This window comes from Pseudomonas sp. Irchel s3b2, from assembly GCF_900187445.1.
Classification (GTDB): domain Bacteria; phylum Pseudomonadota; class Gammaproteobacteria; order Pseudomonadales; family Pseudomonadaceae; genus Aquipseudomonas.
Genome location: NZ_FYEB01000001.1, coordinates 812,466 through 828,003 on the forward strand (window position 1 = coordinate 812,466; position 15,538 = coordinate 828,003).

Annotated in this window: 15 protein-coding genes; 9 read left to right on the forward strand and 6 right to left on the reverse strand. The window is 59.8% G+C overall.

Translation table 11 applies throughout. The annotated features are described in order from the left end of the window. Positions 1–128 precede the first annotated feature (128 nt). Entirely contained in the window at positions 129–542 is a 414-nt protein-coding gene (arfB, locus tag CKW20_RS03795; RefSeq protein WP_095051722.1) for an alternative ribosome rescue aminoacyl-tRNA hydrolase ArfB, read from the forward strand. On the opposite strand, the gene CKW20_RS03800 is transcribed toward arfB, so the two are convergent. The 6 genes from CKW20_RS03800 to phhA all read right to left on the reverse strand — a co-directional run bounded on the left by CKW20_RS03800 (position 539) and on the right by phhA (position 4,899). Beyond that, complete coding sequence (locus CKW20_RS03800) at positions 539–1,768, reverse strand: MFS transporter (protein ID WP_095051723.1); 1,230 nt, start codon at positions 1,766–1,768, stop codon at positions 539–541. The genes arfB and CKW20_RS03800 overlap by 4 nt on opposite strands. Before the next feature lie 105 nt (positions 1,769–1,873). Further along, positions 1,874–2,071, reverse strand: coding sequence for a hypothetical protein (locus tag CKW20_RS03805; RefSeq protein WP_095051724.1), 198 nt, complete (start codon positions 2,069–2,071; stop codon positions 1,874–1,876). Between the two features lie 74 nt (positions 2,072–2,145). Then, complete coding sequence (locus CKW20_RS29775) at positions 2,146–2,277, reverse strand: hypothetical protein (RefSeq protein ID WP_256584985.1); 132 nt, start codon at positions 2,275–2,277, stop codon at positions 2,146–2,148. 211 nt (positions 2,278–2,488) lie between these two features. Then, positions 2,489–3,682 carry an amino acid aminotransferase gene (locus tag CKW20_RS03810; protein WP_095051725.1) on the reverse strand — a complete coding sequence of 398 codons (1,194 nt, stop codon included), beginning with the start codon at positions 3,680–3,682 and terminating at the stop codon, positions 2,489–2,491. Next, entirely contained in the window at positions 3,682–4,038 is a 357-nt protein-coding gene (locus CKW20_RS03815; protein ID WP_095051726.1) for a 4a-hydroxytetrahydrobiopterin dehydratase, read from the reverse strand. The genes CKW20_RS03810 and CKW20_RS03815 overlap by 1 nt, the downstream gene beginning before the upstream one ends. Before the next feature lie 69 nt (positions 4,039–4,107). Beyond that, positions 4,108–4,899: a phenylalanine 4-monooxygenase gene (gene phhA / locus CKW20_RS03820; protein WP_030131496.1), complete on the reverse strand. Its 792-nt coding sequence runs from the start codon at positions 4,897–4,899 to the stop codon at positions 4,108–4,110. Between the two features lie 376 nt (positions 4,900–5,275). Here phhA and CKW20_RS03825 point away from each other — a divergent pair, with 376 nt between their 5' ends. From CKW20_RS03825 to CKW20_RS03860, 8 genes are all read left to right on the forward strand, one after another. Beyond that, on the forward strand, positions 5,276–6,835 hold the full coding sequence (locus CKW20_RS03825; protein WP_095051727.1) for a sigma-54-dependent transcriptional regulator: 1,560 nt from the start codon (positions 5,276–5,278) through the stop codon (positions 6,833–6,835). Positions 6,836–7,072: 237 nt separating this feature from the next. Then, a complete protein-coding gene (locus tag CKW20_RS03830; RefSeq protein ID WP_052966740.1) occupies positions 7,073–7,813 on the forward strand; it encodes a flagellar basal body rod protein FlgF in 741 nt (246 codons plus the stop codon). A 45-nt stretch (positions 7,814–7,858) separates the two neighbouring features. Beyond that, entirely contained in the window at positions 7,859–8,644 is a 786-nt protein-coding gene (gene flgG / locus CKW20_RS03835) for a flagellar basal-body rod protein FlgG (protein ID WP_008011001.1), read from the forward strand. Between the two features lie 52 nt (positions 8,645–8,696). Further along, on the forward strand, positions 8,697–9,392 hold the full coding sequence (gene flgH / locus CKW20_RS03840) for a flagellar basal body L-ring protein FlgH (protein ID WP_095051728.1): 696 nt from the start codon (positions 8,697–8,699) through the stop codon (positions 9,390–9,392). 27 nt (positions 9,393–9,419) lie between these two features. Further along, positions 9,420–10,508 carry a flagellar basal body P-ring protein FlgI gene (locus CKW20_RS03845; RefSeq protein ID WP_095051729.1) on the forward strand — a complete coding sequence of 363 codons (1,089 nt, stop codon included), beginning with the start codon at positions 9,420–9,422 and terminating at the stop codon, positions 10,506–10,508. Positions 10,509–10,519: 11 nt separating this feature from the next. Next, complete coding sequence (gene flgJ, locus CKW20_RS03850; RefSeq protein ID WP_095051730.1) at positions 10,520–11,818, forward strand: flagellar assembly peptidoglycan hydrolase FlgJ; 1,299 nt, start codon at positions 10,520–10,522, stop codon at positions 11,816–11,818. Positions 11,819–11,841: 23 nt separating this feature from the next. Then, complete coding sequence (gene flgK, locus CKW20_RS03855; protein ID WP_095051731.1) at positions 11,842–13,902, forward strand: flagellar hook-associated protein FlgK; 2,061 nt, start codon at positions 11,842–11,844, stop codon at positions 13,900–13,902. A 13-nt stretch (positions 13,903–13,915) separates the two neighbouring features. After that, positions 13,916–15,481 carry a flagellar hook-associated protein 3 gene (locus CKW20_RS03860; protein ID WP_095051732.1) on the forward strand — a complete coding sequence of 522 codons (1,566 nt, stop codon included), beginning with the start codon at positions 13,916–13,918 and terminating at the stop codon, positions 15,479–15,481. The last annotated feature ends 57 nt before the right edge of the window (positions 15,482–15,538 follow it).

Genomic DNA, 15,538 nt, shown 5'->3' on the forward strand with positions numbered 1-15,538 from the left:
TTGTAAATCCGAGAATGCTGTAAGAAAAGTCTGGCATGACTTCATTAACTTCTCCTGCTCCAGTAATTGCCTGCTAATCAGAACCTCATTCGCGGTATCCTGAACACCCCGACCCCGGACTCTTTTCCATGCTGGTAATTTCCAACAACGTGCATCTTCCGGATGCCGAGATCGAGTTGACGGCCATTCGCGCTCAGGGCGCCGGTGGGCAGAACGTCAACAAGGTCTCCAGCGCCATGCACCTGCGCTTCGACATTCCGGCCTCGTCCTTGCCCGAGTTCTACAAGGAGCGGCTGCTGGCGCTGCGCGACAGTCGCATCACCAGTGAAGGCGTGTTGATCATCAAGGCCCAGCAATACCGGACGCAGGAGGCCAACCGCGCCGATGCACTGGAGCGGCTGGCCGAGTTGATCCTCAGCGCCATCAAAGTGGAAAAGAAACGCCGCCCGACCAAGCCGACTCTCGGTTCGAAGAAGCGTCGTCTCGAATCCAAGACCAAACGCGGCAGCATCAAGGCTGGACGCGGCAAGGTGGATTTCTAGCGGGTGTCGCGTTCTTCGTGGTGCTTTTCATTAAGGTGCTTTTCATTAAAGTACTTCGGCGCTTGCCGGTACAAATAGATGCTCAGTGCCAAACCGCTCAGAGCGGCCAATGCGGCAAACAGGAAGATCGAGGCAAACCCGAATCCAGCTGCAATCGCACCCGCCAGTGGTCCGGTAATCCCCAGCGACAAATCGATAAACAGTGAGTATGCCCCGACTGCCGCGCCACGGCTGGAGGCGGGCACCAGGTTGACCGCTTCCACGCCCAGTGCCGGGAACACCAGCGAGAAACCGAAACCGCTCAGCGCCGCGCCGGCCAGTGCCCAATGGGCATCCGGCGCCAACCACAATAGCAACAACCCGAGGGTTTCCACCGAGAGGCAGGCAATCGCCACGCGAAAGCCGCCGAGGCGGTTGATCAGATTGCCAAACAGCAGTCGCGCGCCAATGAAACTGGCGCCGAACAGGCTCAGGCACAGCACCGCGTTGGACCACTGCTGAGTGGCGTAATACAGGGTGATGAATGTGGCGATGGTGCCAAAGCCGATGGAGCCCAAGGCCAGACCGCAGCCGTGAGGCAGCACGCGCCCCAGCACATGCATGAACGGCAGACGTTCGCCGACAACAATAGGTGCAGCGGTTTTCGGCCAGGCCAGCGCCAGGCCCAGAACGGCCAGCAGCACGATGCTCACGCCCATGCTCCACAAGCCCATTTGACTCACCAGCAGCACCCCCAGCGGCGCGCCGACCGCCAGCGCGCCGTAACTGGCGATGCCGTTCCAGGAGATGACTTTGGCTGTATTCGCCGCGCCGACCCGGCCGATGCCCCAGCCGATCGAACCGGAACCCACTAGACTTTCCGCGCTGCCTAACACCAGTCGGCCGATCAACAGGCTGATCAGGCTTAACGTCGGCAGGCTTTGCGTCCAGGCCGAAATCAACATGAACACACCGCTCAAGCCACAACCGGCGAGGCCATACATCACCGCGAGTTTGCTGCCCTTGTTATCGATGATGCGCCCGGCGTAAGGGCGGCTGAGCAGGGTGGCCAGGTATTGCACGCTGATTACCAACCCGGCGATCACAGCGCCGAAACCGAGGTCGCTGTGGACGTAGCCCGGCAATACGGCCAGTGGAATGCCGATATTCAGATAACCGATGAACGTGAACAGGACGATGGAAACGACTTGCAGCGTGACCGCCAGGGGGCGCTGGTTTTCTGACATGGGTAAAGGTCCACGGGAAAGCAGGATAGATAGGCTGCTTATGATAGCGGTGCGGGCGGTCGCGAGGCGTGGAAAAAGTAAAACTATTTGCCGGACGGGGGGGAGTCAGGGTTTGGCGGGGGCAATCAGCTGTGTCGTGACCAGGGCGGCCAAGGCATTTTCTTCGCTGCCGAAGCGGGCGAGCAGGGCGGCCTGTTTCTCCGGGGAGAGGCGGCTCCAGATCTCGATCATTTTTTCGGCGGTGCCGATCAGGACGCTGGCCTGCAGCTCTTCATCAAAAGGAGGAGTGAATTCATCGGTCATGGGGAGGCTCAAGGTTCAGGCAGTGTGGAAAGCGCATATTAGCGCTTTCCACACGGTCTGGTCGTGCGGGTGTATCAGTCTTCGCTGTCGGCCTGGCGGCGTTCAGGTGCTTCTTTCGTCTCGGGCTGTCGGGCACCGGCTTGTTGCGTGGTTGTCTGCTCAGTTTCGTGCAGGCTTGGGAAGGGGAGATTAGGGATCTCGTGCATGTTCGCGCTCCTCGCTAAGTCTGTTGATAGATCTGGTAGATCCGCGCTTTTAAAAAAAGCCTGCGCAGGATACAGCAGGAGAAATGACAAATAGACTTTTATATCCAATTGTTGCGACGGGTGGGATTGTCTAGACAGGTCTGTGTAGGAGCTGGCGGAGCCTGCGATGATCGTTCCCACGCTCCGCGTGGGAATGATCAGTGGGAGAGGGTTACTTGCAGACCTCAGCGATAGCTTCGGCCAGCAGATCCAGACGCGTCGCATCAATCCCTGCCACGTTAGCCCGGCCTGAGCTGACCATGTACACGCTGTGATGCTCGCGCAGCTGTTTGACCTGCTCCGGCGACAAACCGGTGTAGGAAAACATCCCGCGTTGCACACCAATGTGCGCAAATCGCTCGCGCAAGCCGTGGGGTTCAAGCGCTTCGACCAGGCCGCTGCGCAACTGGGCGATACGCAAACGCATGGCTTCCACTTCATCGGCCCAGCGGCTCTTCAGCTCTGGATCGCCGAGGATGGTCGCGACCACGGCGGCGCCATGATCCGGTGGCGTCGACCACAGGTTACGGGCGATGTTGGCCAGTTGGCTGCGGATATCCACCAGTTTGTCGGCGGTTTGTGCGCAGACAATCAGTGCGCCGGTGCGGTCGCAGTACAGGCCGAAGTTCTTCGAGCAGGAACTGGTGATTAGCACTTCCGGCAACTCGGCGGCGAACAGCCGGGTCGACCAGGCATCTTGCTCCAGGCCATCGCCGAAACCCTGATAGGCGAAGTCGATCAGTGGCAGCAAATCACGACTACGCACCACGTCTAGCACCCGATGCCAATCGTCATGGGACAGGTCGAAACCGGTCGGGTTGTGGCAGCAGGCATGCAGCAACACCACATCGCCCTTGGGGGCTTCATTCAGCACCGCGAGCATCGCTTCCACATCGAGACGATTATCGCTGCCCACGTATGGGTAATGACTGACCTTGACCCCGGCTGCCGCGAAAATGGTTTCGTGGATCGGCCAGGTCGGGCTGCTCAACCATACGCCACGGCCCGGCAGGCATTGGGCGATGAAGTCGGCACTCAAACGCAATGCGCCAGTGCCGCCCGGCGTTTGAGTGGCGCCGGCCCGTTGTTCGGCGATCAGCGCCGAATCAGCGCCAAGCACCAACTCGTTGATGACCTTGCCGAACGCGACATTGCCGTGGCCGCCGATGTAGGTCTTGGTGGATTGACGCTCCACCAGGCGCAGCTCGGCGAGCTTCACCGCTTCGGGGATTGGCGTCAGGCCCTGGGCGTCTTTATAGACACCCACACCGAGGTCGAATTTGCGCGGGTTGGGGTCAAGCGCATAGGCCTCCATCAGGCCCAGAATCGGGTCGCCGGGTACTCGACCGATGGCGTCGAAATGCATTATTTGCGGCCCTCGGCGTTCTTCGCCACTTCGTCAGTGCGCGCGGCCATGATGAAATCGTTGCGGTGCAGGCCTTTGATGGAGTGGCTCCACCAGGTCACGGTGACTTTGCCCCACTCGGTCAGCAGGCCTGGGTGGTGACCTTCGGCCTCAGAGATTTCGCCGACGGCGTTGGTGAATGCCAGCGCGTGTTTGAAATTCTTGAACAGGAAAACTTTTTCCAGCTGCATCACGCTGTCGCGAACTTCGATGTTCCAGTCAGGGATTTGCTTGATCAGGATCGGCAATTCTTCGTCGCTGACCTGAGGGGCGCCGGCTTGGCAGGCTTCGCAGTGGGCTTGGTTCAGAGCGTTCATGGTGTGTTCCTGAATTCGATTCTTGTTGGAAATTACTATCTTTGCGCGCAAGTCGCGAGCGGGATCTGCTCAGGCCGCTTTGGGCTTTGGCGGAAATTTCGGCGTGTGCAACCCCAGCTGCATACCTTGCTTGACCATGCCCATGATGTCTTCGTGGGCCAGATCGAACAGGCGCTTGAGGTTCGGCAGAACAAAATACAGCGGTTGCAGAATGTCGATGCGGTACGGCGTGCGCATGCATTCCAGCGGATCGAAGGCTTGATGCTCCGGCTCGTCCGACAGGCAGTAAACGGTTTCTTTGGGCGAGGACAGAATGCCGCCACCGTAGATGCGCAGGCCTTGTGGTGTGTCGACCAGGCCGAACTCAATGGTCATCCAGTACAGGCGCGCCAGGTACACGCGTTCTTCCTTGGAAGCCTGTAGGCCAAGTTTGCCGTAGGTGTGGGTGAATTCGGCGAACCAGGGGTTGGTCAGCAGCGGACAGTGGCCAAAGATCTCGTGGAAAATGTCCGGCTCTTGCAGGTAATCCAGCTCTTCGCGGGTACGAATAAACGTCGCCACCGGGAACTGCTTGTTCGCCAGCAATTCGAAAAAGGTCTGGAAGGGAATCAGTGCGGGGACTCGGGCAACCTGCCAGCCGGTGGTTTCACCGAGGACTTTGTTGATTTCACCGAGTTGCGGAATGCGGTCGTGGGGCAGACCGAGTTTTTCGATACCGTCCAGGTATTCCTGGCACGCACGGCCCTCGACCACTTTCAGTTGGCGAGTGATCAGCGTGTTCCACACCGCGTGTTCTTCGGCGGGGTAGTCGATAAAACCTTGCGCATCGGGCTCACGAGCCACGTATTGCGTCTGCTTCATGCTGCTCTCCTGCTAGGGGATTCGTTCTTGTTGTGTGTACAGCTATAGACCTAGAAATACCCCAAGGATTGCGTCGTTGCAGCAGGTGATCCGGGCTGTGCATAGGAAAATTCTGTGACTTTCGTAAAGTTTTCGTTACGGTTTGGCCTCTGTGGCGCAGGCATTGCATTTTCCGGGTTTGAAAAGCGCTCTACCTGTCACATAATCTTGACAACTAACTGAGCCGCTCGGCAAAAAACACTGTAGGAGCGAGCTTGCTCGCGAAAGCGGTCTGTCTGATACATCAATGTTGGATGGTCCGACGCTTTCGCGAGCAAGCTCACTCCTACAGGTTCGCGTGGCATTAGCCTAATTCACCGTTTTTTTGGGCCTTTTTATGCGTATCAAAGTTCACTGCCAGAACCGCATCGGTATCCTGCGCGACATTCTCAACCTGTTGGTCGAGTACGGGATCAACGTTGCTCGCGGCGAAGTGGGCGGTGAGCATGGCAACGCGATTTATCTGCACTGCCCGAACCTGATCAATATTCAGTTCCAGGCATTGCGTCCGAAGTTCGAGGCCATTGCCGGGGTATTCGGCGTCAAGCGCGTAGGGTTGATGCCCAGCGAGCGTCGGCACATGGAACTCAATGCCTTGCTCGGTGCCTTGGAGTTTCCAGTGCTGTCGATCGACATGGGCGGTTCCATCGTTGCGGCCAACCGTGCGGCGGCGCAGTTGCTCGGGGTGCGGGTGGACGAGGTGCCGGGGATTCCACTGTCGCGGTACGCCGAGGATTTCGATTTGCCGGAGTTGGTGCGCGCCAACAAATCGCGGATCAATGGCTTGCGGGTCAAGGTCAAGGGCGACGTGTTTCTTGCCGACATCGCGCCGCTGCAGTCGGAGCATGACGAAAGCGAGGCCATGGCCGGTGCGGTGTTGACGTTGCACCGGGCGGATCGGGTGGGCGAGCGCATTTACAACGTGCGCAAACAGGAGTTGCGTGGCTTCGACAGCATTTTCCAGAGCTCGAAAGTGATGGCGGCGGTGGTTCGCGAGGCGCGGCGCATGGCACCGCTGGATGCGCCGCTATTGATAGAAGGCGAAACCGGCACCGGCAAAGAGTTGTTGGCGCGGGCCTGTCACCTGGCGAGCCCGCGTGGGCAATCACCGCTGATGGCGCTCAACTGCGCCGGTCTGCCAGAGTCCATGGCCGAGACCGAATTGTTCGGTTACGGCCCCGGCGCCTTCGAAGGGGCTCGGGCCGAAGGCAAGCTTGGGCTGTTGGAACTGACGGCCGGTGGTACGTTGTTCCTCGACGGCGTCGGCGAAATGAGCCCGCGCTTGCAGGTGAAATTGCTGCGCTTTCTGCAGGACGGTTGCTTCCGTCGTGTAGGCAGTGATGAAGAGGTCTATCTGGATGTGCGGGTGATTTGCGCAACGCAAGTGGACTTGTCCGAGCTGTGCGCTCGCGGTGAGTTTCGCCAGGATTTGTACCACCGCTTGAACGTGCTTTCGTTGCACATCCCGCCGCTGCGCGAATGCCTCGACGGATTGGCGCCGCTGGTGGAGCACTTCCTCGATCAGGCCAGTCGGCAAATCGGTTGCCCGTTGCCGAAACTGGCGCCAGCGGCGATGGAGCGGCTCAGTCACTATCACTGGCCGGGTAATGTGCGGCAGTTGGAAAACGTACTGTTCCAGGCGGTTTCCCTGTGCGACGGCGGCACCGTCAAAGCCGAGCACATTCGCCTGCCGGACTACGGCGTGCGTCAGCCGCTTGGCGATTTTTCCCTTGAGGGCGGCTTGGACGAGATTGTCGGGCGCTTCGAGAAAGCGGTGCTGGAGCGTTTGTATTCCGAACACCCGAGCAGTCGGCAACTGGGCAAGCGGTTGGGGGTTTCGCATACCACTATTGCTAATAAGTTGCGTGAGTACGAAGTCGGTAAAGACAACACCTGACTGATCGTTCCCACGCAGAGCGTGGGAACGATCAGGTGACGGAAACTGAGGATTGCCGCGAAGCGGCATGACACCGCCGGTTTTTCGTCTTCGATACATCCCCCCATTCCCCTCTGAACCCCTCAAGTCCTTTGTTTGCCGGGCCCGGCGCCGCCAGAAAAAAGTTGGTCTGCTAATTGCTTATGGCTCAGCAGTACAGCGGTGGGCGGCAAACGTCCGGCATGCAGAGGAAAGAGTGTGGACAAGTACCTTTATGTGGCAATGACCGGCGCCAGCCAGAATGCACTGGCGCAGAAGGCTCATGCGAACAACCTGGCGAACATCTCTACCAACGGTTTTCAGAAGGACCTGGAACAAGCCCGTTCGATGCCGGTGTTTGGTGACAGCTTTCCGGCACGCGCGTTTGCCATGAGCGAGCGTCCTGCCACCGACTTCTCCGCAGGCTCGCTGGTGGAAACCGGTCGCGACCTTGATGTCGCGGTGCAAGGAAACGGCTGGATCGCCGTACAGAACCCCGATGGCGGTGAAAGCTACGTGCGCACCGGCAGCCTGAACGTTGATGCCCTGGGCGTGCTGCGCGCTGGCAACGGTATGCCGGTGGTAGGCAATGGCGGGCCGATTGCCGTGCCGCCTGAGCAGCAGATCGAAGTCGGCGAAGACGGCACCATCAGCATTCGTGCGATGGGCGAAGGCCCTCGCGTGATGGCCGAAGTCGACCGCATCAAACTGGTCAATCCGGATTTCAAGAACATGACCAAAGGCCTGGACGGTTCGATCCATACCAAGGACGGCAAGCCGGCGCAGGCCGATGCCAACGTCAAACTGGTCTCCGGGTTCCTTGAGTCGAGCAACGTCAATGCCGTGGAAGAAATGACCTCGGTGCTGGCACTGGCCAAGCAGTTCGAACTGCACATCAAGATGATGAACACCGCCAAAGACGATGACCAGGCCATGGCTCGGGTCTTGCAGATCAGCTAATTATCAGAACGTCGCGCCGTAAAACAGGCGCACGAGGAGAATCGAATGCTTCCGGCTCTATGGGTTGCCAAAACAGGTCTGTCCGCCCAGGACACCAACCTCACCACCATTTCCAACAACCTGGCGAACGTATCGACCACGGGTTTCAAACGTGACCGCGCCGAGTTCCAGGACTTGCTGTATCAGATCAAACGCCAGCCAGGCGCCCAGTCGACCCAGGACAGCGAACTGCCGTCGGGTCTGCAAGTGGGTACCGGTGTGCGCATCGTCGGCACCCAGAAAAACTTCACCGCCGGTAGCTTGCAAACCACTGAGCAGCCGTTGGACATGGCCATCGATGGTCGCGGTTTCTTCCAGATTCTGCAGCCGGACGGCACCACGTCCTACACCCGTGACGGTACGTTCCACCTCGATTCCAACGGCCAGATTGTGAACGCCAGCGGCTTCGCCCTGGAGCCGGCGATTGTCATTCCGAACGACGCCCAGACCTTCACCGTCGGCCGTGACGGCACCGTGTCCATCACCGTTGCCGGCAACCCGGCCTCCCAGGTGATCGGCAACCTGCAAACCGCTGATTTCATCAACCCGGCCGGTCTGCAAGCAGTGGGCAACAACCTGTTCCTGGAAACCGCGGCCAGTGGCGCGCCGCAAGTCGGCACCCCGGGCCTCGCCGGTTTCGGCACCACGCTGCAGAACACCCTGGAAACGTCCAACGTCAGCACCGTTGAAGAGATGGTCAACATGATCACCACTCAGCGCGCCTACGAGATGAACTCCAAGGTGATTTCCACCGCCGACCAGATGCTCTCGTTCGTAACGCAGAATCTGTAATCAAGTCTATGAGGCGGCCATGAGGTCGCCTGCAACACCGTGAGGTAGGGTCATGAATCGCTTTGTATTTGTTCTGGCACTGAGTGGGGTCGTCGTGCTCGCGGGCTGCGTCGCTCCGCCACCCAAGCCCAATGACCCTTACTACGCCCCGGTGTTGCCGCGCACGCCGCTGCCGGCTGCCGCCAATAACGGCTCGATTTATCAGGCCGGTTTTGAACAGAACCTGTACAGCGACCGCAAGGCATTCCGGGTCGGTGACATCATCACCATCACCCTGAACGAGCGCACCCAGGCGAGCAAGAACGCCAATTCGCAGATCGACAAGAACAGCAAGACCGACATCGGCCTGAGCTCGTTTTTCGGGGGCGGCCTGAGCACCAGTGATCCAGTGGGCAGCGGTAGCCTGAGCCTGGACGTCGGTTACGAAGGTGACCGCGCCACCAAGGGCGACAGCAAGTCCGGCCAGAGCAACAGCCTGACCGGTTCGATCACCGTGACCGTCGCCGACGTGTTGCCCAACGGCATCATCGCCGTGCGCGGCGAGAAGTGGCTGACCCTCAACACCGGCGATGAGCTGGTGCGGATTGCCGGCCTGGTTCGCGCCGATGACATCGCCACCGACAACACCGTGTCGTCGACCCGCGTCGCCGATGCACGCATCACCTATTCGGGCACCGGTGCGTTTGCCGATGCGAGTCAGCCAGGCTGGTTCGACCGTTTCTTCCTCAGCCCGCTGTTCCCTTTCTAGGTGGCTACGTTGAATCTGAAAAGCCTTATGGTGGGCGTCCTGTTGCTGTCCGTGGCCTTCGACGCTCAAGCCGAGCGGCTGAAGGATATCGCCAGTATTTCCGGCGTGCGTTCCAACCAATTGATCGGCTACGGCCTGGTGGTCGGGCTTAACGGCACCGGTGACCAGACGACCCAGACCCCGTTCACCCTGCAGACTTTCAACAACATGCTTTCGCAGTTCGGCATCAAGGTGCCGGCAGGTTCGGGCAACGTGCAGTTGAAGAACGTCGCGGCGGTATCGATCAGTGCCGACTTGCCGGCGTTCGCCAAGCCGGGTCAGCAGGTGGACATCACCGTAGCATCCATCGGTAACTCCAAGAGCCTGCGCGGCGGCACCTTGTTGCTGACGCCGCTCAAAGGTATCGATGGCAACGTCTACGCCATCGCTCAGGGCAACCTGGTGGTTGGCGGTTTCGATGCCGAAGGTCGTGACGGTTCGAAGATCACCGTCAACGTTCCGTCGGCCGGTCGCATCCCTGGCGGTGCATCGGTCGAGCGTGCAGTGCCAAGCGGTTTCAATCAGGGCAACAGCCTGACCTTGAACCTCAACCGTTCGGACTTCACCACCGCCAAGCGCATCGTCGACAAGATCAACAACATGCTCGGCCCTGGCGTTGCCCAGGCCATCGACGGTGGTTCGATTCGCGTGACTGCGCCACTCGATCCGAGCCAGCGGGTCGACTATTTGTCGATCCTCGAAAACCTCGAAGTCGACCCGGGGCAGGCGGTGGCGAAAGTCATTATCAACTCGCGCACCGGCACCATCGTGATCGGCCAGAACGTCAAGGTTTCCCCGGCCGCCGTGACCCACGGCAGCCTGACCGTGACCATCACCGAAGACCCGATCGTCAGCCAGCCCGGCCCTCTGTCCAATGGGCAGACGGCGGTCGTGCCGCGCTCGCGGGTCAACGCCCAACAAGAAGCCAAACCGATGTTCAAATTCGGCCCGGGCACTACCCTCGACGAAATCGTCCGTGCGGTGAACCAGGTCGGCGCGGCACCGGGTGACTTGATGGCGATCCTCGAAGCGCTGAAGCAGGCTGGTGCATTGCAAGCCGACCTGATCGTGATCTGAGGACGGCGACCATGGATATGCGCAAAAGCGGTCTGGTCAGCAGCAGCGATTCGGGTTCCTACTCGGACCTGAACCGCCTGAACCAGCTCAAGGTCGGCGACAAGAACAGCGAAGCGAACATGCGCAAAGTGGCGCAGGAATTCGAATCGCTGTTCCTCGGTGAAATGCTCAAGTCCATGCGCTCTGCCACCGAAGCGCTGGGCGAGGACAATCCGCTCAACACCCCGGCAGCCAAGCAATACCAGGAAATGTACGACCAGCAGTTGGCCGTTTCCCTGTCCCGCGAAGGCGGCGGTATTGGTTTGGCGGACGTGCTGCTGCGCCAGATGTCGAAGAACAAACCGATGGCGCCGGGTGAGGCCGCGGCAGCGTCTGCCGCCAAGCAGGCAGCGGCGAAAGCCGCCGTAGAAACACCGATTGCCGCCGGCACAGTCGCCACCAACGGGCCGCTGTCGCGCCTCAATGGTGAACGTCCGTTGTGGGCTTCGCGTTCGGTGAAGACGCCAGCAAGCGCGGGCGAGGGTGCTCATCGCAATGACATGGCGCTGATCAATCAGCGGCGTCTGGCGCTGCCGCCAAAACTGGCCGACCGTTTGCTCGCCGGGTTGGTGCCATCGGCATCGACCACTCCAACGACCGCCACGACGGTGCAGAACAATATCCAATTGCCGCAGAGCACCAAGACCGGTTCCGGCCCCCTGTACAACGGCGATTGGCTGGCTTCGCAAACGGATACAGCATCCAGCGGGCGCCTGCAGATTTATGGTCGTGCCATGGCTCAAATCCCCCTGGCACCTGCGAAAAAAGCCTTCAGCTCCGCCGACGAATTCGTCAACACCATGCTGCCGATGGCTAAAGAAGCTGCCGACCGAATCGGTGTCGACCCGCGTTACCTGGTCGCTCAGGCGGCGTTGGAAACCGGTTGGGGCAAATCGGTCATGCGCGCCCAGGATGGCAGCAGTAGCCACAACCTGTTCGGCATCAAGGCCAGCAGTAACTGGACAGGCGATTCGGCGCGGGCGATCACCAGCGAATTCAGGAATGGCGAGAGGGTCAAGGAGACCGCGGAGTTCCGTTCCTACGGCTCTTACAAGGACAGCTTCCATGACCTTGTGACGCTGCTGCAAAGCAATAATCGCTATCAAGATGTGCTGAAGTCGGCCGATAACCCAGAACAGTTTGTACGCGAGTTGCAAAAAGCCGGGTATGCCACCGACCCGGAGTACGCAAGCAAGATTTCGCAGATAGCCAAGCAGATGACGAGTTACCAAAACTACGCTGCGGCGGGCGCTTCCACCACGCCTTTATAGGCACAAGGTATAAGGTTTGAACCATGAGTTTGCTCAATATCGGGATGTCGGGTTTATCCGCTAGCCAAACCTCGTTGATGGTGACCGGCAATAACATTGCCAACGCCGATACGGCCGGCTACTCGCGTCAGCAAACCGTGCAGGGCAGTAAGGCCTCGAATCAGTTCGGCAATCTCTACATTGGCAGCGGTACGACCCTCGCCGATGTGCGTCGGGTGTATAACAGCTACCTCGATGCGCAACTGCAGACCACCACCTCGCTCAATAGCGACTCGGCTGCCTACGCCGGGCAGATCAGCCCGCTCGACGCCTTGCTGTCGGACAGCGGCACCGGCCTCAATGGCGCCCTGACCAAGTTCTTCGCCTCGGTACAGAACGTCAACGCCAAGCCGGGAGACGATGCTTCCCGCCAACTGCTGCTCAGCGATGCGCAAGCCTTGAGCAACCGGTTCAACTCGATCTCCAGCCAGTTGACGACGCAGAACGCCAACATCAATGGCAACCTGGAGGACATGGCTGATCAGGTCAACAAACTGGCCACCACCGTGGCCCAGTTGAACCAGAAAATTTCCGAAATTTCCAACGCCGGCGGCCAGCCCAACGACTTGCTCGATGCGCGCAATGACGCCGTACGTCAATTGTCGACTTTCACCGGCGCGCAAGTGATCGAACGGGGCGGTAACCTCGACATTTACCTGGGCAGCGGTCAGCCGCTGGTCATGGGCAGCACTGCCAGCAAGCTGGAAGTGCTGCCGAGCAAAAATGACCCGTCGCGTTCGGCCGTTCAGCTCAATCGCGGCTCGAGCACCATCGACATCACCTCGGTGATGACCGGTGGCGAGATGGGCGGCTTGTTGCGCTATCGCAGCACCGTGCTGGACCCGGCCATGAATGAGCTGGGGCGTGTAGCGCTGGTCGTCGCCGATCAGATGAACACCATCCAGGCCCAAGGCATCGATAAAAACGGTGACTTCGGTTCGAACCTGTTCAGCAGCATCAACAGTGCCGCGCAAATGGCCCAGCGCAGCATTGCCACGGTCGGCAACAGCACGGGCTCGGGCAACTTCGACGTGACCATCGAGGACAGCGGCGCGCTGACCCTCAACGATTACAAGGTCACGTTCACCAGCGCCACTGACTACACCTTGCAGCGTCTGCCTGAAGGCACCGCCATGGGCGCGTTCAGTACGCTGACCACGCCGCCGCCGGTGATAGATGGTTTCTCCATGACGCTCTCCGGTGGCACCGCAGCCGCGGGTGACACCTTCAAGATCACCCCGACCCGCAACGCGGCGACCAACATCAAGACCGAGATGACCGACCCCCAGCGTCTGGCCATCGCAGCACCGTTGGGTGCGGCAATCGCTTCTGGCAGCAGCGGCACATTGACGATTCCGGCCAGCGGTCAACCGACCCTGACCACGCAGTTCGATATCTACGACTCGGCTACCACCCTGGCCATTCAGAACGGCCTGAAGACTTCGACTCCGGTCAAAGTGGTGTTCGGTGCCACCGGTGGCACCACCCAGACTTACCAGTTGCTCGACGCCCAGGGTAATGAACTCAGCAACGGCACCATCGTGCCTGGCCAGAACAATACACTGAGCCTGACCATTCCACTGGTCGATGCCAGCGGTGCGGCGATCAATGATCCGGGGCCGCCCATCGTGCAGCGCACCGCTACGTTCGACATGACCGTGGCCGGTTCGCCAGGTGACGGCACCGCGATCAACGTGACGCTCAGCCAGCCGGGCACTCTGGACAACCGCAACGGCACCGTACTGGCCGGCTTACAGACCCGGAAGACCGTGGATACCGGTTCGGCCAGCAGTGGCATTTCCCTGACCGATGCCTACGGCAAACTGGTTGAGGGCGTCGGCGCCAAGGCCGCACAAGGCAAGCTCGACAGCGCTGCCACCGAAGCAATCCTGGCCAACGCCAAGACCGCTCGCGATTCGCTGTCGGGTGTCGACCTCGATGAGGAAACCGGCAACCTGGTCAAATATCAGCAGTACTACACCGCGTCCTCGCAGATCATCAAGGCTGCGCAGGAAACCTTCAGCACACTGATCAACAGTCTTTAAGGAGTCGTAGCCCATGCGCATTTCTACCGCCCAGTTTTACGAGTCCTCGGCTGCCAACTATCAGAAGAATTTCGCCAACGTGGTCAAGAGCAGCGAAGAGGCCAGCAGCCTGGTTCGTATCAAAACCGCCGCCGACGATCCGGTCGGCGCTTCGCGTTTGCTGCAATTGGGGCAGCAGGCTTCGATGCTCGATCAGTACGAGGCCAATACCAATACCATCAAGGCGACCCTCGGTACTGCCGAAGCGGTGATGACCAACATCAACAGCGTGCTGCAGCGCGCCAGGGAACTGGCCGTTGGCGCGGGCAACGCCGGTTATACCGACGAAGACCGCCAGGCCAACGCTTCGGAGCTGGGGCAGATCGAAGAGCAATTGCTGAGCCTGATGAACAGCAAGGACGAGAACGGCAAATACATCTTCGCCGGCTCCAAGGGCGACACCGTGCCGTTCACGCGCAACAACGATGGCACCTACAGCTACAACGGTGATCAGGTAACGCTTGACCTGGCGATCGGCGATACCATGTCGATGGCCACCAACAGCACTGGTTGGGACGCGTTCCAGAAGGCAATCAACACCAGCCGCAGCGAGGTCACCATGACCGCGCCGGCCGTGGATGACGGCCGCGTCACCCTGTCCGATGGCCAGGTGTCGTCGAACGTCACCTACAACAGCAAGTTCCGTAGCGGCGAGCCGTACACCATAGACTTTGTCAGCGGTACGCAGTTGCTGATCACTGATTCGTCCGGTAACGACGTGACCGCCGAAGCCAGTCAGGGCGGCGCGTTCGATCCAGCCAGCAAGTCCGGTCAAGCCGTGACTTTCCGTGGCGTCGAGCTGACTCTGAATATCAATCTGAGCACCGGTGACACGGCGGCTACCGTGTTGCCGGGCCACACCTTTACTCTGGCGGCCAAACCGGACACTTTCACCGCAACCGCCAGCCCAGGCAATACTTCGACGGCGCAGATCACCGACCGCAGTATCACTGATTCAGCGGCTTACCACGCCAGCTTTCCAAGCGGTTCGGCGATCCTGAAGTTCACCAGCGCCACTGACTTTGAATTGTACGCAGCGCCTTTGACGGCCAACAGCAGCCCGGTGTCTTCCGGGACCATGGTCGGCAGCGTCGCCACCGCATCGGGTGTGAGCTTCACCGTGAGTGGTACCCCGGCTGCCGACGATCAGTTCAGCATCGCGGTCAATACTCATGAAACCCAGAACATTCTGGACACGGTGAGTCAGTTGAAAACCGCACTGAATACGCCAACCAACGGTGATGCCATCGCCACTCAGAAATTGCAGGCATCATTGGCTTCCGGCATTGCCAACCTGGCCAGCGGCACCGATCAGTTGTCCAGCGCCTTGAGTTCGGTCGGTGGTCGCGGTGCCGCCCTGGAGACCCAGAGCGATACCAACCAGAGCCTGATCCTGGCCAACGCCCAGACCCAATCGTCGATCCGCGATTCCGATGCGGCTGAAGTCATGACCCGTCTGACCTTGCAGCAAACCATGCTGCAAGCCTCGCAATTGGCCTTCAGCAAGATTGCTCAGTTGGGCTTGTTCAACAAGGTCTGAGTCTGCGCCTGCCGAGCTGCCAACCGTCTTTTTTTAAGCGGTTCCGGGGCCTCTGCC